The sequence below is a fragment of the Streptomyces sp. NPDC057743 genome (genome assembly GCF_042798755.1).
In the GTDB taxonomy this organism is placed as follows: domain Bacteria; phylum Actinomycetota; class Actinomycetes; order Streptomycetales; family Streptomycetaceae; genus Streptomyces.
Genome location: NZ_JBHVJX010000015.1, coordinates 17,515 through 39,112, shown reverse-complemented (window position 1 = coordinate 39,112; position 21,598 = coordinate 17,515). Strand labels below are relative to the sequence as shown.

Sequence of the window (21,598 nt, the reverse complement as noted above, 5' to 3'; positions counted from 1 at the left end):
GCACGCTCGCGGCGTTGCCGAAATGCCCCCATAGCTCCGCTATGAAGCCATCCCGGCGCCTTGCGATCGCACGCACCAGACGCCGCTCCTTCCTCCACGGAGATCCGTCAGAAGCGCCCTAACCGCCCCCGTCGCCGGGACTCTCGGCGGGCCGCGGGGTCGGCTGGACGAACGGGAAGGCGTTGTTGCCGCCGCACACCATGGGGCCGACCTGGACGCCCTCGCCGGCCAGGGTCACCGTCACCTCGCCCGGCGGTTTGCCGCCGGGGACGCGGGCGTTGGCGGCGGTGCACACCAGTTGGTTCAGCGAGGCCGGGTCCACCAGTTTGGCGTTGACCGGCAGGGTGATGGTGACCCGGCCCTGCCCGGTCGAGGCGGTGAGCGGGGCGGGGAACTTGGGCAGCACGCTGGAGAGCCCGCGCATCCGCTCGGCGTGGTTCGGCCCCTGCGCCAGGAGGTCGATCGCGCCCTGCGGGTCCAGCGGCTCCTTCGTCCGACGGGTCGCGGAGTGCAGCCCGTCCGGGCCGTAGAAGAAGAGCTGTACATCGGCCGGGGGTTTGCCCGGGTCCCGCACTCCGGAGGCCGGTTCGCCGGCGTCGATCACGTCGGTGGGCTCGATGCCGCAGCCGGCCAGGGCGGTGGTGAGCACCCCGGCCAGGACGGCCAGGCGGGCGGTGGTGCGGTGGGTGGTCAGGCGTCGGACGGTCATGCGGTGTCGGTCCCCTTCGCCGGGCCGGCGGGATCGTCGGTGGGCGGGTCGGCCGGCGCGGCAGCGGGTGCGGCAGCGGGTGCGTCGGCGGTCCCGACGGGTGGTGGCTCCTCCTGGCGCAGCGGCAGCTCGACGGTGAACACCGCACCGCCCTCGGGGGAGTTGGCGGCGCGCAGCGCACCGCCGTGCAGCCGGACGTTCTCCTGGGCGATGGCCAGTCCCAGCCCGCTGCCCTCGGATCGGGCGCGGGCCGAGTCCGCCTTGTAGAAGCGGTCGAAGACGTGCGGCAGCACCTCGGGGTCTATCCCCGGGCCGCTGTCGCGGATCTCGATGCGCAGCGCGGTGTCGCCCGGCTCCGGCGCGTGCAGCACCACCCGGACCGGCTCGCCGCCGTGGTGCAGCGCATTGCCCACCAGATTGGCCACCACCACATCGAGCCGGCGCGGATCGAGCCGGGCCCGCACGTCGTCCGGCAGGTCCGCGGTCACCCGCTGCTGCCAGGCGCGGGCCTGGAGGGTCTTGCGGATCGTCTCGGCGACGTCCACCTCGTCCAAGTGGAGCGCGGCGGCGCCCGCGTCGAACCGCGAGACCTCCATCAGGTCCTCCACCATCCGTGCCAGCTTCCCGGTCTCCTGGCTGATCAGCCGGACCGCGGAGGCGGTGTCCGGGTCCAGCGAGTCGGCGTCCTCGTCCAGCACGTCGGTGACCGCGGACATCGCCGCCAGCGGCGTGCGCAGCTCGTGCGAGACATCGGCCGCGAACCGCCGGGAATTGGCCTCCATGCGGCGCAGCTCCGCCATGCTCTCCTCCAGCTTCGCCGCCATCTCGTTGAACGTCCGGGACAGGTCGGCGAGTTCGTCGGCGCCCTTGACCTCCAGCCGGGTGTCCAGCTTGCCCTCGGCGATCTTCCCGGCCGCCTGCCGCAGCCCGCGGACCGGACGCAGCACCCCGCGCGCCGCGATCAGCGGCAGGATCACCGCCAGCGCGAACGCCGGCAGCGCCCCGCCGCGCGCCGCGCTCACCAGCGCCTCGACGTTGGCCTCCTCGGCGCGCAGCGGCAGTTGGGCGTAGACCGTCAGCGGGGAGGCCGTGTTGTCGGTCTGCCGCACCGGCATCCCGATCAGCAGCCAGGGCGAGCCGTCCCGGTCGATGCGCTGGAAGGCCGGCACCCGGCGCTTCTCCACCGACGACTTGAAGCCGGCCGGCACCGTCATATCGCGCCGCAGCCCGCCCTCGTCGCTGTCCGGGACGCCGTTGTAGTGCACCGAGATGACCCAGTCCCGGGACTTGCCGGAGCGCTCCAACTGCACCCGGAAGAAGTCCAGGTCGGACCGGGACGGCGGCACCGCCAGCTCAGGAGCCAGCGAATTGATCTGCGCCCGCAGGTCGTTGACGGCGGTGTCCTGGGACCGCTGGAGGATCGCGTTCCGCGCCTCGCGGTAGGTCAGGCCGGCGGTGGTCAGCGCGCTGACCGCGGCCACCAGGAGGAACGCCACCACGAGCCGGGCGCGCAGCCCGCGCCCCGCGGAGGCGCCCGGCAGCAGGCGGCGCAGGCGGCTCACAGTGGCCCGAAGCGGTAACCGAAGCCCCGCACGGTCTGGACGTACCGGGGCGAGCGCGGGGTGTCCTCTATCTTCGTCCGCAGCCGCATCACACAGGCGTCCACCAGCCGCGCATCGCCGTGGTAGCTGTGCTCCCACACGTGCTCCAGGAGTTGCTGACGGCTGAAGACCTGGCCCGGGGTGGCGGACAGGAACAGCAGCAGCTTCATCTCGGACGGCGCCAGCGCCAGGTCCTTGCCGCCCTTGCTGACGACCAGTCCGGCCCGGTCGATGGCCAGTTCGCCGTAGGTCTCCACGGGCGCGGGCCCCGGCTCGATGGCCGGGGCGCCGTCGGCGGGCAGCGCGGTGCGCCGCAGCACCGCCCGGATGCGGGCCTCCAACACCTCGCCGCGGGCCGGCTTGACGATGTAGTCGTCGGCCCCGGCCTCCAGCCCGAGGACCACGTCGAGGTCGTCGCCGCGGGCGGTGAGCATGATGATCGGCAGCTGGCGCTCGGCCCGGATGAGCCGGCAGATCTCGAAACCGTCCTTGCCGGGCAGCATCAGGTCCAGAAGTACGATGTCCGGGCGGAAGGCCGGCAGCGTGGCCAGGCCCTCCTCGCCGCTGGCCGCGGCCGCGACTTCATGGCCGCGCCGCCGCAGGGCGAGGGACACTCCGTCCCGCACGGCAGCGTCGTCCTCGATCAGAAGTACACGTGGCATGGGTCCAGTATCAATAAGTTTCATGATGGATCCGTAACAGGAGCAGCCTGTCCCGAGTCCTGTGCATCTGTGGGGGTGTGAGCGGCGTCCGTGCTTATGGGGCACACAAGCCGCCGGCAGACACAGCATCGCAGCACAACGAGGGGCGGGTTCGACATGGCAGGGCGCTTCGGCAGGGGACGGCGCTTCGGGATAGAGGGCGGCATCATCGGCGTGGCCACCGCGGCGGTGGCCTCCGCGGCGGCGGTGGGGGCGTTCGCGCTCCTCCAGCCCAGCGCCGAGGCCGACGTTCCCCCGGCGAAGAAGCCGGCCCAACCGCCGCGCACCGCACCGGTCGACCCGTCCATCGTGCACGCCTCGGACCGCCCCGGCCGCAGCCTCAACATCACCATCGACGACGGCCCGGACCCGACCTGGACCCCGAAGGTTCTGGAAGTCCTCAAGGAGAACGGCGTCAAGGCGACCTTCTGCATGATCGGTCCGCAGGCCGCGGAGCACCCCGCCCTCGTCAAGAAGGTGGTGGCCGACGGCCACCGGCTCTGCAATCACACCATCAACCACAACACCGCCATGGACCACCGGTCCGAGGAGTACCAGTCCCAACAGATACTCGACGCCCAGAAGATGATCGAGGACGCGGCCGGCGGCGCCAAGGTCGAGTACTACCGCGCCCCCGGCGGCGCCTTCACCCCCTACAGCCGCAAGCTGGCCGCCGAGCACGGCATGCGCCCGCTCGGTTGGAACGTCGACAGCAAGGACTTCGAGGGCGGCAGCGTCGCCACGATCGAGTCCACCGTCCGCGGCGAGCTCCGTAACGGCCCCACCGTCCTCTTCCACGACGGCGGCGGTAACCGCGCCCGCACCGTCGAGTCGCTCAAGCGGCTGCTGCCGTGGATGAAGCAGCAGGGCTACGGCTTCGGCTTCCCGCAGCGGTAGCCGACGCCCCTCCCGCAGACAGCCGAACGGGCCGGTCACCACCGGCCCGTTCGTCGTCTCCGTCGCCCCCGTGCGCCTCATGCCGCGCCGAACAGCTCCGCCAACTCCTGCTCCACGCCCAGGTGTTCGTGCTCCCGCCCGGCCGGCACCAGCTCGTACGAGCGGGCCAGGAACCGCCGGACGTCCGCGGTCCGCAACTGCACCATGGCGATGCCCTCGTCGGCGTGGAACTCCATCAGGACGCGCTCCGGGCCCGACGGCCGGATCCGCACGTCGCCCCGCCCGGCGGCGGTCCGCAGCCCCTCGGCGAGCAGGTCCCGGGCGAACGCCCAGTCCACCGCGGCGCCGTCCAGCGAGATCTCCGGCGGGAACGTCATCCGCACCGCGAGCGGGTCGGACCGCCGGTAGTGCAGCACCGCGGGCACCGCTTCGCCGACGGAGGTCGCGAGGAGACGGACCTGGACGGCTTGGTCGATGGCGGCGTGCATCGCGCGGCTCCTCACGGCTGGTCGGCCCGCGGAACGCGGGCGCAGTCAGCCTGTAAGACGGTCTGCCCGGCCCCGCCGTGCATAGGACAGGGGTGTGATCTGTGTCATGTCGACGCCGTCGAGCCGTCCCGCCGTGGGGAGATGAGGAATTCCTCCAGAATGCCGGGGGCCGCCGACGCCGCGAAGCCGGGCGCCGCCCCCTCCGCGAGGTCCGGGATGCGGTAGCCCTCCTCGCCCGCCGCCACCGCCGCGGTGAGCGTGACCAGCCCGGCCCGGCGGGTGAACGGCGAGGTGGTGAACGTCCAGGCGGCCACCGCCTCGCGCCGCAGCGCCACGGTGTCCCGGCTGAACGTCCCCGAGCGGACGACCAGATGGCGCCCGGTGATCCCGTGCCCCAGATTCCGGTACGCGTCCCGGGCCAGCCACAGCGCCACCGGCGTCGCCAGCACCGCGTAGATCCAGGCGGCGTGCAGCAGTACCGGGGTGAACGCCGCCCCGAGGCCGGCCAGCAGTGCGGTGCCCGGCGCCACCGCGAACAGCAGTCCGCGCAGCCGCCGGCGGCGCAGCGCGACCCGCGGGTGCGGGGTCAGCGTCACCCCGCCGCGCTGCGCCAACGCGGCGTCGGGAAAGGCGGATTGGAGCGTTCCGCCGGCTGTCCGGACCGCCTCCCGTCGCGGCGCCGGCGGCAGCAGCCCGCTGCGCTTGCGGTTCTCCTCCTTGTTGCCCAGCCCGCCGGCCACCGCGCGCACCGTCGCCCCGCCGCCGGCCCGCAGCAGCAGTGGCTCGCACAGCACCACCCCGCGCAGCCGGGCGCGTTCGATGGTCACCGAGCGGGTGGTCAGCAGCCCCCGGCGCACCCGCAACGAGCCGGCGTCCGCCCACTCCAGGCGGTAGTTCCACCAGTTCTCGACGTAGAGGACGGTCGCGCCCACCGAGCCGAGCGCGATCACCGCCAGCAGCGCCGCCGGCACGGTCAGCCACAGCATCCCGTTGCCGAACTCCTCGAACGCCCGCCGCACGAAGCCGAGTTTCCACGGCTCGACGCCGATCTCGTGCAGCACCCGGTAGGCCGAGCCGCCCGCCACGAACACCCCGCCGACGACCCAGAAGGTGAGCGGCGCGTACCGCAGCCAGCGCCAACTGATCCGGGCCAGCACCGGATCCTCGGCGCCCGCCCCGGTGGCCGCGCGGGCCAGCAACTCGCCGCGCAGCCGCTCGCCCTCGGCCACCGGCAGGGCGTCCAGCGCCAGTTCACCGCCGCCGTCCCGGGAGCCCGCCGTGCCGGCCCGCAGCACCGTGACGCGCAACAGTCGGTGCAGCGGCGACGCGGTCAGGTCGACGGTGCGCACCCGGTGCAGCGGCACGCTCCGCAGCCGCCGGGTGAACAACCCGCTGCGCACGTCCAGGCTCTCGCCGGTGACCCGGAAGTCGGTGCGCGCCCAACGGATCAGCGCGGCCACCGTGATCACCGCGAAGGCCGCCGCGATCGCACCGAGGGTGAACCAGGCGCCGGCGGTGATCCGGCCACCGGTGGCCAGCGCGGTCAGCGCCAACGACCCCAGCGGCGCACCGAGCCACCCACAGTGCACCACCAACGTGCGCGGGCTCAACCGCCGCCACTCGCCCGCCCCGTGCTTCCCGACGCCCGCCGCGCCGCCGCCCGGCCCGATGCGGTCCCCGTCCCCGTACCCGCTCATGCGGCATCACCCGGCACGTCCTGCGCGACCTCGCCGATCCGGCGGGACAGCTCCTCCGCGTCCGCGTCCGACAGCCCGGCGATCTTGATGTCGCCGGCGGTCGAGGCGGTGGTCACCACCACCGTCGCCAGCCCGTACCGCCGCTGTATCGGACCGCGCACGGTGTCCACCGTCTGCACCCGCGACAGCGGGGCGATCCGCCGCTTCTGCCAGAACCAGCCGCCCGCCGCGTAGACCGCGCGCTCGCCCAACTCCCAGGCGTGCACCGCGTACCGCATCCGCGGCATCACCGCGAGATAGGCCACCGCCGGCAACACCAGCACGACCAGCAACAGCGGCCCCAGCCATGGCAGCGCGCCCGGGAAGAAGAGCAGCGAGAGCGCGGCCAGCACCAGCGCGGTCAACAGCATCGGACCGCTGAGCGCGAGCAGCGCCTGGAGCCGCCACCAGCTACGGGCGCGCGGATCGACGCGGTGGCGGGGCGGTCGCAGGAGCGGTGCGGCGTGCTCGGGCATGAGGGTTCACCGTTTTCCAAGTCAAACGTATTGTGAGGCGGTACGTTATAACGGTACAGGCGACTTGTAAAAGTCGGCCGGTCAGCGGCACCGTCGGGAGCGGGCGCCGCGGTCCGGAGCGCCAGACCGAAAGTGCCGTACCGCAGAAAGGACGCCGCCCGTGCCGAAAAAGGTGGATCACGAAGCCAGGCGCCAGGAGATCTCGGAGGCGCTCTTCCGGCTCGCGAACACCCGGGGCGTGGACGGGGTCAGCCTGCGCGACGTCGCCACCGAGGCCGGCATCTCCCTCGGTCGCATCCAGCACTACTTCCGCACCAAGGACGAACTGCTGCTGTTCGCCCTGCGCCACATCAACCACATGGCCACCGAACGCATCCGGCAGTGCATCGAGGCCCTGGCGGAGGACCCCACGCCGCGCACCGTCCTGCGCGCCTGCTGCGCCGGGATGCTCCCGCTCGACCCGGAGAGCCGCGCCGGCCTCCTCGTCGCCGCCGCCTACTACTCCCGCGCCGTCCACGACCCCGCCCTCGGCGCGGAGGCCCGCGACGGCATCCCCAAGCTCCGCGACTTCTTCACCGACCAGCTCCGCCTGGCCGCCGCCCGCGGCGAACTCCCGCCCGAACGCGCCACCGAGGACGAGGCCATGCTGCTGATCAGCCTCACCGACGGGCTGGGGTCCTACGTACTACTGGGCGTCCACGAACCGGAGAAGGCGCTGGACCTGCTGGACCGGCACCTGGAGCGGTTGTTCGAGGTGAGGGGCGATGCGGGGTCTGAGGCCGGCCCCTGACGCCACCCCCTGACCAGACGTCAGCTGGCTCGTCGGTCGGCTTTGCGCGCTTTCCCGCCAACCGGCTCGGCCCGTACGCGCGCTCTGCCATCCTGTCGTCCGACCGTCGCGCAGAACCCGCCCCGCGGCAGCCCGGTGGGGCGGGTTCCGCGCGTCACCAGCACGACCAAGGGGAGGCGGCAATGCCGTACATCGGGGAGACCTGGCGGGTGGAACGGGGTGCGGACGTGGTCGGTGAGATCACCATCACCGAGGCGGATTTCCCCTGGCTGAACGGCCGTTTCACCCCCGGCCCGACCTTCGCCGAACTGGAGCCGCACTTCGCCCGGGAGCTGTCGCTCATCGACACCCTCGACGAGGACCTGGCCGCCTGGGAGGACGCCTACGCCCGCGCCAGCGACGGCGTCCGGCTGGTCGCCCCCGCCGGCCCGGTGGCGGAGTTCCTGCTGCACATCGAGGACGACGCGGCGTGGTTCCGCTGGAGCGACGAGCCGTTCCCGGTGGAGTAACGACCGTCGCCGGCAACGTGGGTGACGGTGCGTTAGCCGTCCTCAATCCATGAGGCCGGCCAGTCGTCCCTCCAGGAAGACCAGCAACTCACCCAGCGCCGTGGACAGTTCCTCCTGACGCTGCTCGCCGATCCCCGCCAACAGGGCGGACTCGTACCGCAGTTGCTCGGGCAGCAGCCGGTCGATGATCTCCCGCCCCTCGTCCGTGAGCGAGAGATGGGTGACCCGCCGGTCGCGGTCGTCCGGCCGACGGCGGAGCAGCCCGCGCTGTTCCAACTGCCGGACGCGCTTGGTGACCGCCGCCCCCGAGGCGAAGGTCTCCCGCGCCACCCAGCCCGGGGTCAGCTCGCGGTCCATCCGCCGCAGCGTGCCGAGGACATCGAACTCGGGGCGGGTCAGCCCCGCCCGCCGCAGCGGCGCGTCGGCCGCCTGCTGGAACAGTGCGGAGCAGCGGTTGAGCCGCCCGATCACCGCCATCGGGCCGGTATCCAGCCCCGGGTGCACCTGCTGCCACTGGTGCATCACCCGCGCGACGATGTCCTCGGTCACCCGCACTCTCCTCTCGGCCCCGTCCGTCCAGCCGGCGTCCCGGCCCGCCCGCCGCACTCAATTGTGCCTGCCCGGGGGGTGTGCCGAGCGAGCCGAGGGGGCGGTGGGAGGGCTTGGGGTCTGTCTGGTGGGTCAGCGTCGGGTGGGCCGTGCCAGGCGTCGCGGCCCCGGCCGCGACCCATCGGACAGACCCTAGGGGCCCGTCAGGCGGCCAGCGCCGGCGCGGACAGTCGCCGGACCAGGGCCGCCAGCGTCCGGTGCCCCTGCTGCTCGGCACGGGCGATCCGCTCCTCGGGAAGCGCCCGCTGCCACCACTCGCCGGACGCCACCTCGACCGCCTCCCGCAACTCGACGAGCGAGCCGGCCAGTCGATCCCGCGCCCAGCCTGCCTCGCGCGGGGTGCAGGGGGCCGGGGGCGATCCGGCCCCCGCCAACTCCGGCGTCGGTTCCGGCTCCGGCAACGGCCAGGCGCTGCCCGGCTCCGACACCCACCCGGCACCGCTCGAACCCGAACCTGACCCTGAACCCGACCCCGAATCCGAACCCGTCGCCCCCGCCTCCGACGACCGCCGAGCACCGTCCGCCGCCAGCAGTCGGGAGGCCGCCTCCTCGGCCCGGGCGACCCCGGCCAGCGCCAGATCGATCCGGTCCGCGGCCCGCCGGTTGGTGACCAGTACGCAGCAGACCAGCCCGACCGCCGCGCCCACCACGGTGTCCAGCCACCGGTCGGCGATCAGCGTCCCGGCCGGCATCGGCCGCCCGAACTCCGTCAGCAGCAGCGCCATCGGCGTCACGCACACCGACCCCAGCCAGTAGTTCCGGCTGATCATGGCCTCCGCGCCGAGTTGGAACGCCAGCGCCATCACGACCATGGCGACGTGCCCGGTGTGGGTCACCGGCAGCAGCACGGTGAACAGCGCCAACCCGAGCAGATTGCCGAGGGTGCGCTGGAACGCGCGCTGCCAGGAGAGCGTGGTGTTGGCCTGGTAGATCGAGGCCGCGGTCACCACGGCCCAGTACGGGTGTCCGACCCCCACGGCCATCGAAGCCCAGCCCGCCAGGACGCAACCCAGCGCGACCCGCGCCCCGATGGGCAGCAACGGCGACCCGGGCCGGAGCCGCCCGACCACCGCCCGCACGCCCCGCGGTCGGCCCGGTGCCGGACGCCGGAGCCCGGACCCACCGACCCCGCGCCCGCTACCGGCCTCCAACGCCATGCCCGGCTCCAGCGCCACCCCCGACTCCCAGGCCACGCCCGCCAGTTCGGCAGCCTCCGCGGCGGTGAGCGTCACCTCCGGCAGTGGTCGCCCGCTGCGCAACTCCCGCGCCCAGCCGGCGAGTCGACCGCCCTCCGCCGCCGGGTCCGGCGGTGTGCCGCCCAACGCCGACTCCGCCCGCACCAGCAGCCGTTCCAACCCCGCCCGCGCCGCCGCCTTCTCCGACGTACGCACCGGGACCAGGAACAACGTGTGCCAGGCCGCGTTCACCGCCGCCGCGGTGGCGTGCCGGGCATGTGCCACCCCCGCCGACTCCCCGCCACAGGCCGACGGAACACCGTCGGCCTCTGCCTCCGCCTCCGCCCGCGCCCGCAACAGCCCGGCGGCGGCCTCCAACGCCCGCGCGGTAGCGATCCGTTCCGGCCCCCGCGGCCGCACCAGCGCCGGCGCCATGCACACCAACCACGCGAACGCCCCCGTGGCCAACGCCAGCCCCGCATGCGGCAGCACTTCCGCCGGCCGCTGCGGCACGAAGAACGCCGAGGCCGCGATGAACGTCAGGATCAGATTCCCCGGCGGCCCGATCCGCGACGCGTCGCACACCATCTTGTGCACCGCGGCGACCAACGACGCCAGCACCACCAACACCGTGGCCGAGGTGACCAGGGACGCTGCGGTCAGCGCGACGGCCAGGCTCGCCACCATCCCGAGCACCACCCACGACAACGCGCGGGCGCGTGCCGCATACGGCAGACCGTGCGCGTACAGCGCGCACATCGCACCCGCCGACGTGTAGAGCACCAGATCGAGTCGCCCCAGCCCCAGCAGCACCAGATCCGGCACGCCCAACGCCACCACCGCACTCAGCGCCGGCTTGTGCCAAATGTCAACGGGCCGCCGCAACCGCACCGTGCTGCGCACCGGCAACGCCCGAACCCGCACGGCCCCCGCCCCGACCGCCTTCTCGGCCCGCGTCTTCGACCTCTCGTCGGACACCTGCCCGCCGGCCGACTCGTCCGCGATCTGCTTCGTCCTCCACCGCCCCGCGGCCCTGGCGTGCTTGGCATGCTTCCCCATACAAAAACCTTAGCAGGTGTTTTACTAGTAAAAGGATTCCGCCGGATCTCGCCCACCGCCTCACCACGCCACACAGTCCCCGTGTCAACCCCAGCAGCCCGAGCAACCCGAGCAACCCCAAGCCCGCAGCCCGGCCCGACGACGTCGAGATCATCCAGGCCATCCAGGGCATCCAGGGCATCGGGATATGACCAAGCACGCCGCACAGCCCGATGACATCGAGAGCATCCAGAACGAACGCCGGAAGCACCGAGCGCGCCGGGAGCATCGGCAGCGCCTGAGACGCAGGTCGCACCAGGGGCGGGAGCGCTGAGAGCACCGGGAGTCTGGTGAGTGCTGGGTGCTCCAGGCGTGCTGAGCGTGCTGGGAATGTTGGGGGCATCGAGGGCCGTGAGCCTGCCGGGAGCGCTGAGAGGGCCGGGAAGCGCGGGAGTGCGGGGAGTGCCGGGTGCGCTAGAAGCACTGAGAGTGCGGGGAACGTTGGGGGCGTTGAGGGGCGTGAGCCTGACGGGAGTGCTGAGAGGGCTGAGAAGCTTGGGAGCGCCGGGAGTCTGGGGAGCGCGGGGAACGTCGGGGGCGTCGAGGGTTGTGATCCCGACGAGAGCGTTGAGAGGGCCGGGAGTCTGGGGAGCGCCAGGAGTGCGAGGGGCGCCGGGAGTCTGGAGAGTGCGGGGAGTGTCTGGAACTCCGGCCAGGTTGGGAGCGCCGAAAAGGTCGATGAGCGTCGGAAGTGGGGGCGCCAGGTGCACCGCGAAGGCTGGCGCCAAGCGCGTGCGTTGCGAAGGCCAGGCGCTTCGGGAGCCTGGGTAGGGCGGGCGGAATTCGGGGCTCCGGCCAGATCGGGCGGGTTGGGAATGTCGGAAGCGGGGGAGCGCCGGGACTATCGACCAGGCCGAGAACACCGACCAGGCCGAGCAGGCCGAGAATGCCGAAAACACTGAGAACGCCCGAAGAGAACACCGAGAGCGCCCGGAGGGAAGGTCGAGAGCGCCCGGAGCCTTGGGAGGCTGGGAACACTGTGACCGACGAGGAGTGGGAGGCTTCTGCCGGCAGTCGCAAGAGGACCCGGCAGCCGCAAGAGGACCGCTGAGAGCTGGAAGCGATCCGTCCGTCGGGAGTCGGGAGTGGCCTGTTGTCGGAAGCGATCTGCTAGTTGAAAGCGACCGGCTAAGGGGGGAGCGCGATCCATCGTGGGCAGGCGCGGGATAGTCGAGAGCATGGAGGATGCGGGGAGCGTGGGAAGTGCAAAGAACGTGAGGGGCGGAGTGGGAGACGTGGAGGCCACGGGTGTTACGCAGGGCACGGGGGATGCGTCGAGCGCGGGTGGCCGCGCGAAGACCACGAGCGGCGCGAAAGGTGTGAAAGGCGTGCGAGGTACGGGCGGCGTGAAGAGGGCCAAGGGCGCGGAGGGCGCGGGGAGTAACGAGGGCGCCAGCGAAGCCAGGAACACCGGAAGTACCGCCAGCGCCACCGGCGCCCGGAGCACCAGGAACCCCAACAGTCCCCAGCGAACCACCCCCACCAACCCCGCCAACGCCACCAAGCCCGCCAAGGGCACTCAAGGCACCAAGGTCACCAGGAGCACCAAGACCGTCAAGACCGTCAAGACCGCGAAGGGCGCTGGGAAGGCAGCCCCCACACCCCCTGCTGCCGCCTCCAACCCGCCCACTGCCTCCGCCACTCCCGCCTCACCGGACCGCCGACGCGAACTCCTCGACACCGCGGCCGAGGTGTTCGCGGCGCAGGGCTACAACGCGACCACCGTCCGCCAGATCGCCGATGCCGCGGGCATGCTCGCCGGCAGCCTCTACTACCACTTCGATTCCAAGGAATCGATGGTCGACGAGATCCTCGCCACCTTCCTGGACGAGCTCTGGTCCGGTTACGACGCGGTCCTGGCGGCCGAACTCGGCCCCCGAGAGACCATCGAGGCCCTGGTCACCGAGTCCTTCCGGGAGATCGACCGGCACCGCGCCGCGGTCGCGATCTACCAGAAGGAGGCCCAACACCTCGCCGCCCAGCCACGGTTCGGCTATCTCACCGAATCCCGGCGGAAGTTCGAGCGGGCCTGGCTCGGCACGCTGGAACGCGGCGTGGCCGAGGGCGTCTTCCGCTCCGACCTCGACCTCCGGCTGGCCTACCGCTTCCTGCGCGACACGGTCTGGGTCGCCGCGAGCTGGTACCGACCGCAGGGCCGACACAGCCCCGAGGAGATCGCCCGCCAGTACCTCGCCATGGTCCTGGACGGCATCGCCCTCCCCAACTGACGCCCACGGCGACGACCCCGCCTCCCCACAAACGCACCACCGCCCCCCCCGGCCACTCACCCACACCCACACCCACACCCAGGCCCAGACCCACACCTGCATCCACACCTAGATCGGCAGCCCGCCGTGGCTCCCGCCTCCAGCAGGCGTCAACACCGCGAGATCACTTCGCCGCGAAACCATCACCTGCGCTCACGCGGTACCCGCGCGGGACCACCCAAGCTCGCGCACGGCCGCGCCCAGCGGCCTCGCGATCCCCCTGCCCCTCCCTGCCCGGTGCTCCCACGCCCCTGACCTGCCCTAACAGGGCACGTTCTTCACATACAGGGCCCGCGGTCCAGCGGCCGTCCCATACAGCACGTCCTTGGTCACGCCCTTCAGTAGCCGGCCGTGCCGGTCCGCGTGCTGCGGGATGACGATGGTGTAGCAGGCCGGCCGCTTGGCGCACAGGTTGGTCAACCGAACGTAACGCTGCGCGCCCCGGTCGAAGAACGCACGCACCTTCACGCACCGCGGAACGTGCTCGGCGGCCATCGCCTGTGGTGCCGCGACGAGCGTCAGCGAGGCGCCGCACACCGCCCCCGTCACCGCTATCGACAAGATCTTCCGCATCCGCTTTCCCCCGCTCAATACGCCGCGGCGGCACACCGCCCGGCTCTCACCATCACTCGGCAGGCCACTCCGCCCCACCTGCGTCTCCCAGGCCACTCCACTATCGCGCCAACGGCGCCGGAACGCCCGGGACGTCCACCACGCCTATCACGCCCACCTAGGCATCGGCCCCCGCCCTGTCGCCCTGGGCTCCGCCTCATTCTCCACACCCGCACCCCGGATTTCAGCCCCCGGTAGCCACCCGGAGTTCACCGCCCCTTGGGCGCGTCAGCGCTCGGCCTGCCGCCCCACCCCTGCCAAGCCGCCCGGCTCCGCCGCCCACCCCGCCGCTCCACCTCACCCGTACAACGCACCGATCGACGCACCGATCAACACCCCGGCCCACGGACCAGCGTCGCCAGCCTCATTCGTTGCCGGAGGGGCGGGCCGCCATCACCTTCACCCCGCGCTCCGTGAACTCCCGACGCGTCTCCTCGGCCACCGCACCATCCGTGATGAGGGTGTCGAAAACATCCGCGTCACCGACCCTGGCGAAGCACCGCTGACCGATCTTCGACGAGTCCGCGACGACCACGGCCCGTCGCGCGCGCTCGGCCATGAGCCGGTTGATCCGGGCCTCGGCCTCGTCGTGCACCGTTGCCCCCATCGCCGGATCCACGCCATTGGCCCCAATGAACGCAATATCGATGGAGATCTGCTGAAGCACCAACTCGCTGAACGGGCCCACGAGTTCATACGAACGGGAATGCGCCACACCACCGGTGAGCACGATCTTGATCTGTGGCCGGACGGCCAGCTCATTGGCGATGTTCAGCGAGTTGGTGACGATCGTCAGCTGGGGCTGCGGATCCGACTCCGCGAAGTCGGCCCGGGTGGCGAGCACCCGCGCGATCGCGGTGGTCGTGGTCCCTCCACTCAGCCCGACCACGTCGCCGCGCTCCACCAGCCGCGCCGCCGCCTTCGCCACGGCCTCCTTCTCCGCCGACCGGTGCCCGTGCTTGTACCGGATCGGCAGGTCGTACGCCACCGAGCTCAGCACCGCCCCGCCCCGAGTACGGACCAGCAACTGCTGCTCGGCGAGGGCATCCATGTCGCGCCGCATCGTGGCCGCCGAGACCTCCAGCTCGGTCGCCGCCTCCTCGACATCCACCCGGCCCCGGTCCCCGAGCAGCTCAAGCAGTGCGTTCATTCGTTCATGGCGCTTCATGGCGCGAGCCTAATTCGTCGCCCCAACCACAGCGCTCCCCGGCCCACAGACACCCGCTCACCTCCACCTACCGACCGTTGTTTACCCCCGCACCCCACGCGCCCCACGCGTCCCGCACTACTCGTTCATCCCGCTGGGCCGGGCATCACATGGTGGTTGGCGCGATCAGGTCGCGGTCGCCTCAGCCGCCCCCGCCCCGCCACCTCTCCTCGGCGCGGTCCGTCCCCTCAGCCACCCCCGCCACCCGACGCCACTGGCCACAATCAACCCAGATTTCACCCCCGAACTGCGCGGCCAGCGTGCCGCCACCACACCGCCGTCGAGCCATGCCCGTCCACCAGCGCCGACCTCCACGTCATGCCACCAACTCGCCCACACCGAGCGGCAACTGACGGGAGCGACGCGAACGGACGGGAGCTGACGGACCCTATGGCGGTCAACGAGGACATTGCCCCCACCCGACGCGGATGCCGACCCGGGGACCAGTGCCAGCACGGGCGTCGATCCCAGCACCAGCACCGGCACCAGAACTGGCAGCGGTAGCAGTATCAGCACCGGCACGGATACCAGCACCGATTCAGAAGCCAGCCCCGGCTCCGGCCGCCCCCGCTCCCGCACTCACCCCCGAGCCGTAGTCTCCGCCACCCGGCGTTCCGTGGGGGTCGTCACCGGAGTGTTCAGCACCTCCAGCAGGCGGGCCGCCTCCTGTGCGACCGCCTCCCGTGCGGGCTTGAGGTACTTGCGGGAGTCCACCAGCGACGGGTCCGCGTCCAGCGTGCGCCGTATTGAGCCGGTGAAGACGGAGACCAGGTGGGTGGAGATGTTGATCTTCGTCATGCCGGCGGCGATGGCGCGGCGGAGTTCGTCGTCCGGCACGCCGGAGGAGCCGTGCAGGACCAGGGGAACCGGCAGCGTGGTGCGCAGCGCCGCGATCAGCTCCTTGTCCAGTTCGGCGGTGCGCTCGCGCATCGCGTGCGAGGAGCCGACGGCGACGGCGAGCGCATCCACGCCGGTGGCCTGGATGAACGACAGGGCCTCGGCCGGGTCCGTGCGGGCTCCGGGCGCGTGGACGCCGTCCTTTCCGCCGACCTCGCCGAGCTCCGCCTCGACGAAGGCGCCCCGTTCGTGGCACCAGGCGGCGAGGGTGGCGGTCGTGGCGACGTTCTGCTCGTAGGGGAGGGCGGAGGCGTCGATCATGATCGAGCTCACGCCGGCCGCGACGCCCTGGTGGACCAATTCCGCCTGGGTGAGGTGGTCGAGGTGGACCGCGATCCGGGCCGTGGACTCCTCGGCGAGGGCGAGAGTGGCTCGGGTGAGGGGTAGCAGGCTGCCGTGGTAGCGGATGCAGTTCTCGCTGATCTGGAGGATCAGCGGGAGGCCCGTGCGCTCGGCGGCGGTGACCAGCGCCTCGGCGGTTTCCAGGTGGATGACGTTGAAGGCCGCGGCGCCGACCCGCGCGTCACGCGCGGCGTCGACGATCGACGCGGTGGGGACGAGAGGCATGTGTCCTGACTCCCTTGTGGAACCGGTCGGTTGAGGTCGGGGAGGGGAGAGGAGAAGAGAGGGGTAACGGCGGGTGGTTAGGGAGTGGCCGGCTCCTGGAGCATGACGGAGCGGGTGAGGCTGCGGGGGTTGTCCGGGTCCAGGCCGCGGGCGCGTGCCCGCTCCAGGGCGACCCGCTGGACGAGAACCAGGTCGGCCAGCGGGTCCCGCTCGTGGGACACGAAGTGCGCTCCGGTCCGTGCCACGTCCGCCTCCAGGCCCTCCGGGGCCGGGCCGAAGAGCCAGGTCACCCGGCCGGGGGCGGCTATCGAGATCGGGCCGTGGCGGTATTCCATCGCAGGGTAGGACTCGGTCCAACTCTGCGACGCCTCCCGCATCTTGAGGGCCGCCTCGTTGGCCAGGCCGTACGTCCAGCCGCTGCCGAGGAACGCGAACTGCTCGGCGTCCACCCACTCCTGCGCCACCGGCACGGTCAACGCCTCCTCGGCGTCGCCCACCGCCCGCGAGACGTCGTGGCCCAGATGCGCGCGCAGCAGCGTCAGCGCGGTGGTCGCGAAGCGGGTCTGCACCACGGACCGCTCGTCGGCGAACGGCAACTCGACCGTCGCGTCGGACAGTTCGACCGCCGGCGTCTCCGGATCGCCGAGCAGCGTCACCGTGGGGATTCGGCCCTGCACCGCCTCCAGTACCCGCAGCACCTCGGTCGTGGTGCCGGAGCGGGTGATCGCCACCACCGCGTCGTAGCCGCGGTCGCCGCCGAGGAACGCCTCCGACGCGGGGAAGGGGTCCGTGACGCCCAGGCCGGCGCTCTCGCGCAGGGCGGCGTAGGACTGGGCCATGAACCACGAGGTGCCGCAGCCGACGACGGCAACGCGCTGGCCGGCCTTGGGCAGTGGCCCGCCGGCGGCCCCGATGCGCGCCGCCTCCCGCCAGGTCTCCGGCTGACTGCGCAGCTCCTGCTCCATGTACGAGGTCTCGCTCATGGCCGCCTCCCGTAGTGCGTGATTGAGTGCAGTATTGCAGTCTCGGTGCAACTTTTTGCGTTGCTGATACCGACTCTACGCATGTTCGTGCACTCGTTCCATCCCTCGTGCGGGTGATCGCGGTAGAGGGGGTGTGCAGTTGGGTGTCTCTGTAAGGGAGTTGGGGGATGTGGCGTGGCGTGCCGAGGAAGGAAAAGTGGGTAGTTCATTGTTGACAGGTGCGTGAAAGGTGCCTGATATTCGCAAGATCGGTCATGCGTGATCCGGGCATGACCGTCGACGCGGCGCCTCGGCGCCCGTCACGCAGTACGCAGCAATGACGCTCCGTCGCACTAAGGACTCCCCATGTCCACTGCCCCGCTCTCCGCGCCGCGCCGCGCCGGCGGCCTGTTCGCCCTCACCGGCGCCGTCGTCGGCGTCATCTACGGCTATGACACCGGCAGCATCTCCGGTGCCCTGGTGTTCCTCAGCAAGGACTTCGGTCTCACCGAGACCGAAAAGGGACTGGTCAACAGCATCCTGGTGTTCGGTTCGATACTCGGCGCGATGTTCGGCGGCAAGTTGGCCGACGTGCTGGGCCGCAGGGCAGCGATGCTGATCGTCGCCAGCTCGTACGCGGTCTTCGTCGCCCTGTCCGCGTTCGCTCCCAACGTCGTGGTGCTCGACGCCGTCCGCTTCCTGCTCGGCATCGCGATCGGCATCTCCATCGTGGCGGCGCCGCTCTACGTCGCGGAAGCGAGCCCGGCCCGCATCCGGGGTGCCTCCGTCGCCGCCTACCAAGTGGCCACCGTCGTGGGCATCGTCCTCACGTACTTCGTCAACTGGGGCCTGTCCGGCGGCGGCCACTGGCGCTGGATGCTCGGCCTCTCGGCGATCCCGGCGGCGCTCGTCCTGATCCCGCTCTTCCGGTTGCCGGACACGCCCCGTTGGTACGTTCTCAAGGGGCGCGACGAACGGGCCGTCGAGGTCATGGCGAGGACCGATCCCGAAGCCGACGCGGAGGCCGAAGTCGCCGCGGTGCGCGCCGCGTTGACCGAGGAGAGCGGCGGCTCGGCGCGTGCGCTGCTGCGCAAGCCGTACCTCCGCGCCGCGCTCTTCGTCGTCGGCCTCGGCTTCTTCTGCCAGATCACCGGCATCAACGCCGTGACGTACTACAGCCCGCAGATCTTCGAGCGGATGGGCTTCACCGGCAACGGGCAGAACTTCCTGCTGCCGTCCTTCGTCGAGCTCGCCTCCCTGGTGGCCACGGTGCTGGCGATCCTCATCATCGACCGCCTGGGGCGCCGGATGGTGCTGCTCACCGGGATCGGCACGATGGTGGTGATGCTCGCGGTCCTGACCCTCGTCTTCAGCGCCGGCGAGCTCCATGGCACCACCACCTGGGTGGGCTTCGTCGCGATCCTGCTCTTCACCGCTGCCTTCAACTTCGGCTTCGGATCGCTGATCTGGGTCTACGCGAGCGAGGCGTTCCCCGCCCAGCTGCGCTCCATGGGGGCGTCGGCGATGCTCACCGCCGACCTGGTCGCCAACCTCCTGATCGCCCAGTTCTTCCCGTCGTTGATGACGAAGCTGGGCCCCGCCGCGACCTTCGCGGGCCTGGGCGTGCTCGCCCTCGGGGCCCTGGCGTTCGCCGCGTTCACCGCGCCCGAGACCAAGGGCCGCCAACTGGAGGAGATCCAGGGCTACTGGCGCAACGGCGGCCGCTGGCCCACCGCGTCCGCCGCCGGTACGGCCGACCCCGGTCCGCTGGGCAATTCGGCCGCCTCCCCGGCCGCGCCGTCATAGCGCGCGCCGCCAGGAGCCGCGGCGCGCCGCGCGCCCCGTAGGCAGCACGCGGCCCGGCCCGCCGGACGGTTCCGGCGGGCCGGGCCGAGGCGTGGACGGGGGCGTCAGGACGGGAGCTGCTCCCGGTATTCCGCCAGGGCCGGTGAGGTCTTGGTCGCCACGAACTCGGTGATTCGGTACGTGCAGACGCCGGCGCGCACGAACGGGTCCTCGGCCGTGAGCTTCTCCACGGTCGCCCGGTCGGAGCCGGCGGCGATGATCACGCCGCCGTCCCGGGGGTTCTTCCGCCCGGACGCGATGAAGTGGCCGGCGTCATAGCCCCGTTCCAGCCAGGCCACATGGTCCTGAAGGGCGGCGTCGACGCGGTCGAGGGGCGCGGTGTAGGTCAGTTCCAGCACGAACATGACAGCAAATATAGAGCGCCGACCGCGGGCCGCCCGCGGCTCCCCCGTACGGCCGACGGTTCGGTAGCGTGGCCAGCACCATGGACACTTCCGCAAGCATCTCCCGCGCCGACGAACTGCGGCACTGGCCGGTGGACGAAGCCTCGGCCCGCGCGGTCCAGGACCGGCTGCGCGCCCGCGTACGGCTCGACGAGGCCGGCCCCGAGCCGGGCTTCGAAGGCACCGTGGTCGGCGTCGACGTCGCCTACGACGACGAACGGGACGTGGTCGCCGCGGCCGCCGTCGCCCTCGACGCCCGCACCCTCGCGGTCGTCGACGAGGCCACCGCCGTCGGCCCGGTCGCCTTCCCGTACGTCCCCGGGCTGCTGGCCTTCCGGGAGATCCCGACGGTACTCGACGCGCTGGACCGGCTCGCCCGTACACCCGGCCTGGTGGTCTGCGACGGCTACGGGCTGGCCCATCCGCGGCGCTTCGGACTCGCCAGCCACCTGGGGGTGTTGACGGGACTGCCCACCATCGGGGTCGCCAAGAACCCCTTCGCCTTTCGGTACGAGGCGCCGGGCCCGGAGCGCGGCGCCACCTCCCCGCTGCTGGACGACCGGGCGGCGGGTGGAGTGCCCGAAGAGGTGGGACGTGCCCTGCGCACCCAGAAGGGCGTCAAGCCGGTGTTCGTCTCCGTCGGTCACCGGGTGGACCTCGACCGGGCGTGCGCGCACACGCTCCACCTGGCCACGGCCTACCGCCTACCGGAGACCACCCGGGCCGCCGACTCCCTGTGCCGTCAGGCGCTGGCCGGCGCCTGACGGCCGGTCCGGCTACCCGCGGACGACCCGGAACATGATCTGGGCATCCTGGAGCCGCCGGGTGAGCGCGTCCCCCATGGCCACCGCCGTCGTCACCTGGCCCGCGGTGTCCGGGAGTTCGTCGAAGGCCAGGCTGAGCGCCCCCTCGGCGAGCATCTTCGCGGTCTCGTCGTAACCGGGGTCGCCGCCCGCGACCTCGGTGATCAGGCGGGCTCCGCCGCCCGAGGCCACGAACCGCACCGCGAACCAACTGCGCGCCCGTCGCTCCGGGCCCGGCCCCTCGCCCGGTTGCAGCCGCCCGGACAACCACCGGCGGGCGGGCGGTACTTGGGCGAGCGCGGAGAGCGCCCCCGCGCCCACCACCCCGGCCACCGCCGTCGGCAGTCTGCGCACGCCCGCGTAGTGCCGGTACCGGAAGTCCGGGCCGTAGTCGTCGAGGGCGGCCGCCGAGCGGGCCACCACCCGCGGGTCCAGGGTGGGCAGCGGGACGCCCCAGGTGCGGGTCTCGCGGCTCCGTACGGGTGGCCCGAAGGGGGCGCGCACGCTCCGTCCGGCGGGCGGCGCCTCGGACCGTCGGCGGGCCCGGGCGACCCGCGCCATCGCGGCCGGCCGCCCGACCGCGGTCAACGCGGAGGCCAGAGTGCCGCCGGAGAACGTCGCGTTGGTCCGCACAAAGCCGTCGATGCGCAGCCGGACGCCCTTGGGGAGCAGCCCGACCGTGTAGTGCACGCCCAGGTCGTAGGGGACGGAGTCGAAGCCGCAGGCGTGCACGAGCCGCGCCCCGGACGCGCGGGCGGCGGCGTCGTGGCGCAGATACATCCGGTCGACGAACTCCGGCTCGCCGGTGAGGTCCAGGTAGTCGGTGCCGGCCTCGGCGCACGCCGCGACGAGCGGTTCGCCGTGCAGCAGGTAGGGCCCCACGGTGGTGGCCAGGACGCGGGTGCCGGCGGCGAGGGTGCGCAGCGAATCCGGGTCGGCGCTGTCGGCCCGGAGCAGCGGCAGGTCCGCGCAGGCCGGGTTGAGGGCCGCCAACTGGTCGCGCAGCCGCTCCAGTTTGGCGGTGCTGCGGCCGGCGAGTGCCCAGCGGCAGTCCGCGGGGGCGTGCCGGGCCAGGTAGGCGGCGGTGAGTGCGCCGGCGAACCCGGTCGCTCCGTACAGGACGACGTCGTGGTCCCGTCCCGAGGTGTCGTGCCGTGGCATCTGGGTCCTCTCTGGTCCGAGGTCCGGACCCTAGGCAGGCCGTTGGCGGAACGTCAACGACGGGAGGGGAGGGGACGGTTGGCG

The 21,598-nt window shown here is 72.2% G+C and carries 19 protein-coding genes and 1 pseudogene; 6 read left to right on the top strand and 14 right to left on the bottom strand.

Features of this window, described 5'->3' with window-relative positions:
- Positions 1 to 118: 118 nt before the first annotated feature.
- Genes ACFVFQ_RS18820 through ACFVFQ_RS18810 form a run of 3 tightly spaced genes read right to left on the bottom strand, consistent with a single transcriptional unit; the run spans position 119 to position 2,972 of the window.
- Complete coding sequence (locus tag ACFVFQ_RS18820; RefSeq protein WP_383416929.1) at positions 119 to 709, bottom strand: hypothetical protein; 591 nt, start codon at positions 707 to 709, stop codon at positions 119 to 121.
- A complete protein-coding gene (locus tag ACFVFQ_RS18815) occupies positions 706 to 2,271 on the bottom strand; it encodes an ATP-binding protein (RefSeq protein ID WP_383416926.1) in 1,566 nt (521 codons plus the stop codon). The genes ACFVFQ_RS18820 and ACFVFQ_RS18815 overlap by 4 nt, the downstream gene beginning before the upstream one ends.
- Positions 2,268 to 2,972, bottom strand: a complete 705-nt coding sequence (locus tag ACFVFQ_RS18810) for a response regulator (RefSeq protein WP_383416923.1) — start codon at positions 2,970 to 2,972, stop codon at positions 2,268 to 2,270. The genes ACFVFQ_RS18815 and ACFVFQ_RS18810 overlap by 4 nt, the downstream gene beginning before the upstream one ends.
- A 156-nt stretch (positions 2,973 to 3,128) precedes the next feature.
- Here ACFVFQ_RS18810 and ACFVFQ_RS18805 point away from each other — a divergent pair, with 156 nt between their 5' ends.
- On the top strand, positions 3,129 to 3,908 hold the full coding sequence (locus ACFVFQ_RS18805) for a polysaccharide deacetylase family protein (RefSeq protein WP_383416920.1): 780 nt from the start codon (positions 3,129 to 3,131) through the stop codon (positions 3,906 to 3,908).
- Between the two features lie 77 nt (positions 3,909 to 3,985).
- Here ACFVFQ_RS18805 and ACFVFQ_RS18800 read toward each other — a convergent pair whose 3' ends face one another.
- The 3 genes from ACFVFQ_RS18800 to ACFVFQ_RS18790 form a co-directional block, all read right to left on the bottom strand.
- Positions 3,986 to 4,396 carry an SsgA family sporulation/cell division regulator gene (locus ACFVFQ_RS18800; protein ID WP_383416917.1) on the bottom strand — a complete coding sequence of 137 codons (411 nt, stop codon included), beginning with the start codon at positions 4,394 to 4,396 and terminating at the stop codon, positions 3,986 to 3,988.
- 104 nt (positions 4,397 to 4,500) lie between these two features.
- Positions 4,501 to 6,093, bottom strand: a complete 1,593-nt coding sequence (locus ACFVFQ_RS18795; protein ID WP_383416914.1) for a PH domain-containing protein — start codon at positions 6,091 to 6,093, stop codon at positions 4,501 to 4,503.
- A complete protein-coding gene (locus tag ACFVFQ_RS18790) occupies positions 6,090 to 6,608 on the bottom strand; it encodes a PH domain-containing protein (RefSeq protein WP_383416910.1) in 519 nt (172 codons plus the stop codon). Before ACFVFQ_RS18790 ends, ACFVFQ_RS18795 begins: the two co-directional genes overlap by 4 nt.
- A gap of 160 nt (positions 6,609 to 6,768) precedes the next feature.
- On the opposite strand from ACFVFQ_RS18790, the gene ACFVFQ_RS18785 reads away from it, so the two are divergent.
- Both ACFVFQ_RS18785 and ACFVFQ_RS18780 read left to right on the top strand, forming a co-directional pair.
- Positions 6,769 to 7,398, top strand: coding sequence for a TetR/AcrR family transcriptional regulator (locus ACFVFQ_RS18785; protein ID WP_383416907.1), 630 nt, complete (start codon positions 6,769 to 6,771; stop codon positions 7,396 to 7,398).
- Positions 7,399 to 7,580: 182 nt separating this feature from the next.
- Positions 7,581 to 7,907 (top strand): hypothetical protein, encoded by a 327-nt coding sequence (locus ACFVFQ_RS18780; RefSeq protein ID WP_383416904.1) that lies wholly within the window; start codon positions 7,581 to 7,583, stop codon positions 7,905 to 7,907.
- A gap of 42 nt (positions 7,908 to 7,949) precedes the next feature.
- Here ACFVFQ_RS18780 and ACFVFQ_RS18775 read toward each other — a convergent pair whose 3' ends face one another.
- Both ACFVFQ_RS18775 and ACFVFQ_RS18770 read right to left on the bottom strand, forming a co-directional pair.
- Positions 7,950 to 8,456 carry a MarR family winged helix-turn-helix transcriptional regulator gene (locus ACFVFQ_RS18775; protein ID WP_383416901.1) on the bottom strand — a complete coding sequence of 169 codons (507 nt, stop codon included), beginning with the start codon at positions 8,454 to 8,456 and terminating at the stop codon, positions 7,950 to 7,952.
- Between the two features lie 203 nt (positions 8,457 to 8,659).
- Positions 8,660 to 10,582, bottom strand: a complete 1,923-nt coding sequence (locus ACFVFQ_RS18770) for an FUSC family protein (protein ID WP_383417383.1) — start codon at positions 10,580 to 10,582, stop codon at positions 8,660 to 8,662.
- A 1,856-nt stretch (positions 10,583 to 12,438) separates the two neighbouring features.
- Here ACFVFQ_RS18770 and ACFVFQ_RS18765 point away from each other — a divergent pair.
- Positions 12,439 to 13,017: pseudogene (locus ACFVFQ_RS18765) on the top strand (TetR/AcrR family transcriptional regulator); the annotation flags it as partial.
- A gap of 300 nt (positions 13,018 to 13,317) precedes the next feature.
- On the opposite strand, the gene ACFVFQ_RS18760 reads toward ACFVFQ_RS18765, so the two are convergent.
- The 4 genes from ACFVFQ_RS18760 to ACFVFQ_RS18745 form a co-directional block, all read right to left on the bottom strand.
- Positions 13,318 to 13,629, bottom strand: coding sequence for a hypothetical protein (locus tag ACFVFQ_RS18760; protein WP_383416898.1), 312 nt, complete (start codon positions 13,627 to 13,629; stop codon positions 13,318 to 13,320).
- 403 nt (positions 13,630 to 14,032) lie between these two features.
- Positions 14,033 to 14,836 carry a DeoR/GlpR family DNA-binding transcription regulator gene (locus tag ACFVFQ_RS18755; protein ID WP_383416895.1) on the bottom strand — a complete coding sequence of 268 codons (804 nt, stop codon included), beginning with the start codon at positions 14,834 to 14,836 and terminating at the stop codon, positions 14,033 to 14,035.
- A 618-nt stretch (positions 14,837 to 15,454) separates the two neighbouring features.
- Positions 15,455 to 16,339 (bottom strand): class II fructose-bisphosphate aldolase, encoded by an 885-nt coding sequence (locus ACFVFQ_RS18750; protein WP_383416892.1) that lies wholly within the window; start codon positions 16,337 to 16,339, stop codon positions 15,455 to 15,457.
- A 77-nt stretch (positions 16,340 to 16,416) separates the two neighbouring features.
- Positions 16,417 to 17,322: an SIS domain-containing protein gene (locus ACFVFQ_RS18745; RefSeq protein ID WP_383416889.1), complete on the bottom strand. Its 906-nt coding sequence runs from the start codon at positions 17,320 to 17,322 to the stop codon at positions 16,417 to 16,419.
- 345 nt (positions 17,323 to 17,667) lie between these two features.
- On the opposite strand from ACFVFQ_RS18745, the gene ACFVFQ_RS18740 reads away from it, so the two are divergent.
- Positions 17,668 to 19,107, top strand: a complete 1,440-nt coding sequence (locus tag ACFVFQ_RS18740) for a sugar porter family MFS transporter (RefSeq protein WP_383416886.1) — start codon at positions 17,668 to 17,670, stop codon at positions 19,105 to 19,107.
- Positions 19,108 to 19,211: 104 nt separating this feature from the next.
- Here ACFVFQ_RS18740 and ACFVFQ_RS18735 read toward each other — a convergent pair whose 3' ends face one another.
- Entirely contained in the window at positions 19,212 to 19,511 is a 300-nt protein-coding gene (locus tag ACFVFQ_RS18735; protein WP_383416883.1) for a YciI family protein, read from the bottom strand.
- 80 nt (positions 19,512 to 19,591) lie between these two features.
- On the opposite strand from ACFVFQ_RS18735, the gene ACFVFQ_RS18730 reads away from it, so the two are divergent.
- Positions 19,592 to 20,314, top strand: coding sequence for an endonuclease V (locus tag ACFVFQ_RS18730; protein ID WP_383416880.1), 723 nt, complete (start codon positions 19,592 to 19,594; stop codon positions 20,312 to 20,314).
- Positions 20,315 to 20,326: 12 nt separating this feature from the next.
- Here ACFVFQ_RS18730 and ACFVFQ_RS18725 read toward each other — a convergent pair whose 3' ends face one another.
- Complete coding sequence (locus tag ACFVFQ_RS18725; protein ID WP_383416877.1) at positions 20,327 to 21,514, bottom strand: saccharopine dehydrogenase family protein; 1,188 nt, start codon at positions 21,512 to 21,514, stop codon at positions 20,327 to 20,329.
- Between the last annotated feature and the right edge of the window lie 84 nt (positions 21,515 to 21,598).

Coding starts and splice junctions, on each gene's coding strand:
- ACFVFQ_RS18795 (WP_383416914.1), bottom strand. CDS start 6,093: ATGAGCGGGTACGGGGACGGGGACCGCATCGGGCCGGGCGGCGGCGCG.
- ACFVFQ_RS18755 (WP_383416895.1), bottom strand. CDS start 14,836: ATGAAGCGCCATGAACGAATGAACGCACTGCTTGAGCTGCTCGGGGAC.
- ACFVFQ_RS18735 (WP_383416883.1), bottom strand. CDS start 19,511: ATGTTCGTGCTGGAACTGACCTACACCGCGCCCCTCGACCGCGTCGAC.
- ACFVFQ_RS18800 (WP_383416917.1), bottom strand. CDS start 4,396: ATGCACGCCGCCATCGACCAAGCCGTCCAGGTCCGTCTCCTCGCGACC.
- ACFVFQ_RS18750 (WP_383416892.1), bottom strand. CDS start 16,339: ATGCCTCTCGTCCCCACCGCGTCGATCGTCGACGCCGCGCGTGACGCG.
- ACFVFQ_RS18730 (WP_383416880.1), top strand. CDS start 19,592: ATGGACACTTCCGCAAGCATCTCCCGCGCCGACGAACTGCGGCACTGG.
- ACFVFQ_RS18805 (WP_383416920.1), top strand. CDS start 3,129: ATGGCAGGGCGCTTCGGCAGGGGACGGCGCTTCGGGATAGAGGGCGGC.
- ACFVFQ_RS18780 (WP_383416904.1), top strand. CDS start 7,581: ATGCCGTACATCGGGGAGACCTGGCGGGTGGAACGGGGTGCGGACGTG.
- ACFVFQ_RS18820 (WP_383416929.1), bottom strand. CDS start 709: ATGACCGTCCGACGCCTGACCACCCACCGCACCACCGCCCGCCTGGCC.
- ACFVFQ_RS18740 (WP_383416886.1), top strand. CDS start 17,668: ATGTCCACTGCCCCGCTCTCCGCGCCGCGCCGCGCCGGCGGCCTGTTC.
- ACFVFQ_RS18790 (WP_383416910.1), bottom strand. CDS start 6,608: ATGCCCGAGCACGCCGCACCGCTCCTGCGACCGCCCCGCCACCGCGTC.
- ACFVFQ_RS18760 (WP_383416898.1), bottom strand. CDS start 13,629: ATGCGGAAGATCTTGTCGATAGCGGTGACGGGGGCGGTGTGCGGCGCC.
- ACFVFQ_RS18725 (WP_383416877.1), bottom strand. CDS start 21,514: ATGCCACGGCACGACACCTCGGGACGGGACCACGACGTCGTCCTGTAC.
- ACFVFQ_RS18745 (WP_383416889.1), bottom strand. CDS start 17,322: ATGAGCGAGACCTCGTACATGGAGCAGGAGCTGCGCAGTCAGCCGGAG.
- ACFVFQ_RS18810 (WP_383416923.1), bottom strand. CDS start 2,972: ATGCCACGTGTACTTCTGATCGAGGACGACGCTGCCGTGCGGGACGGA.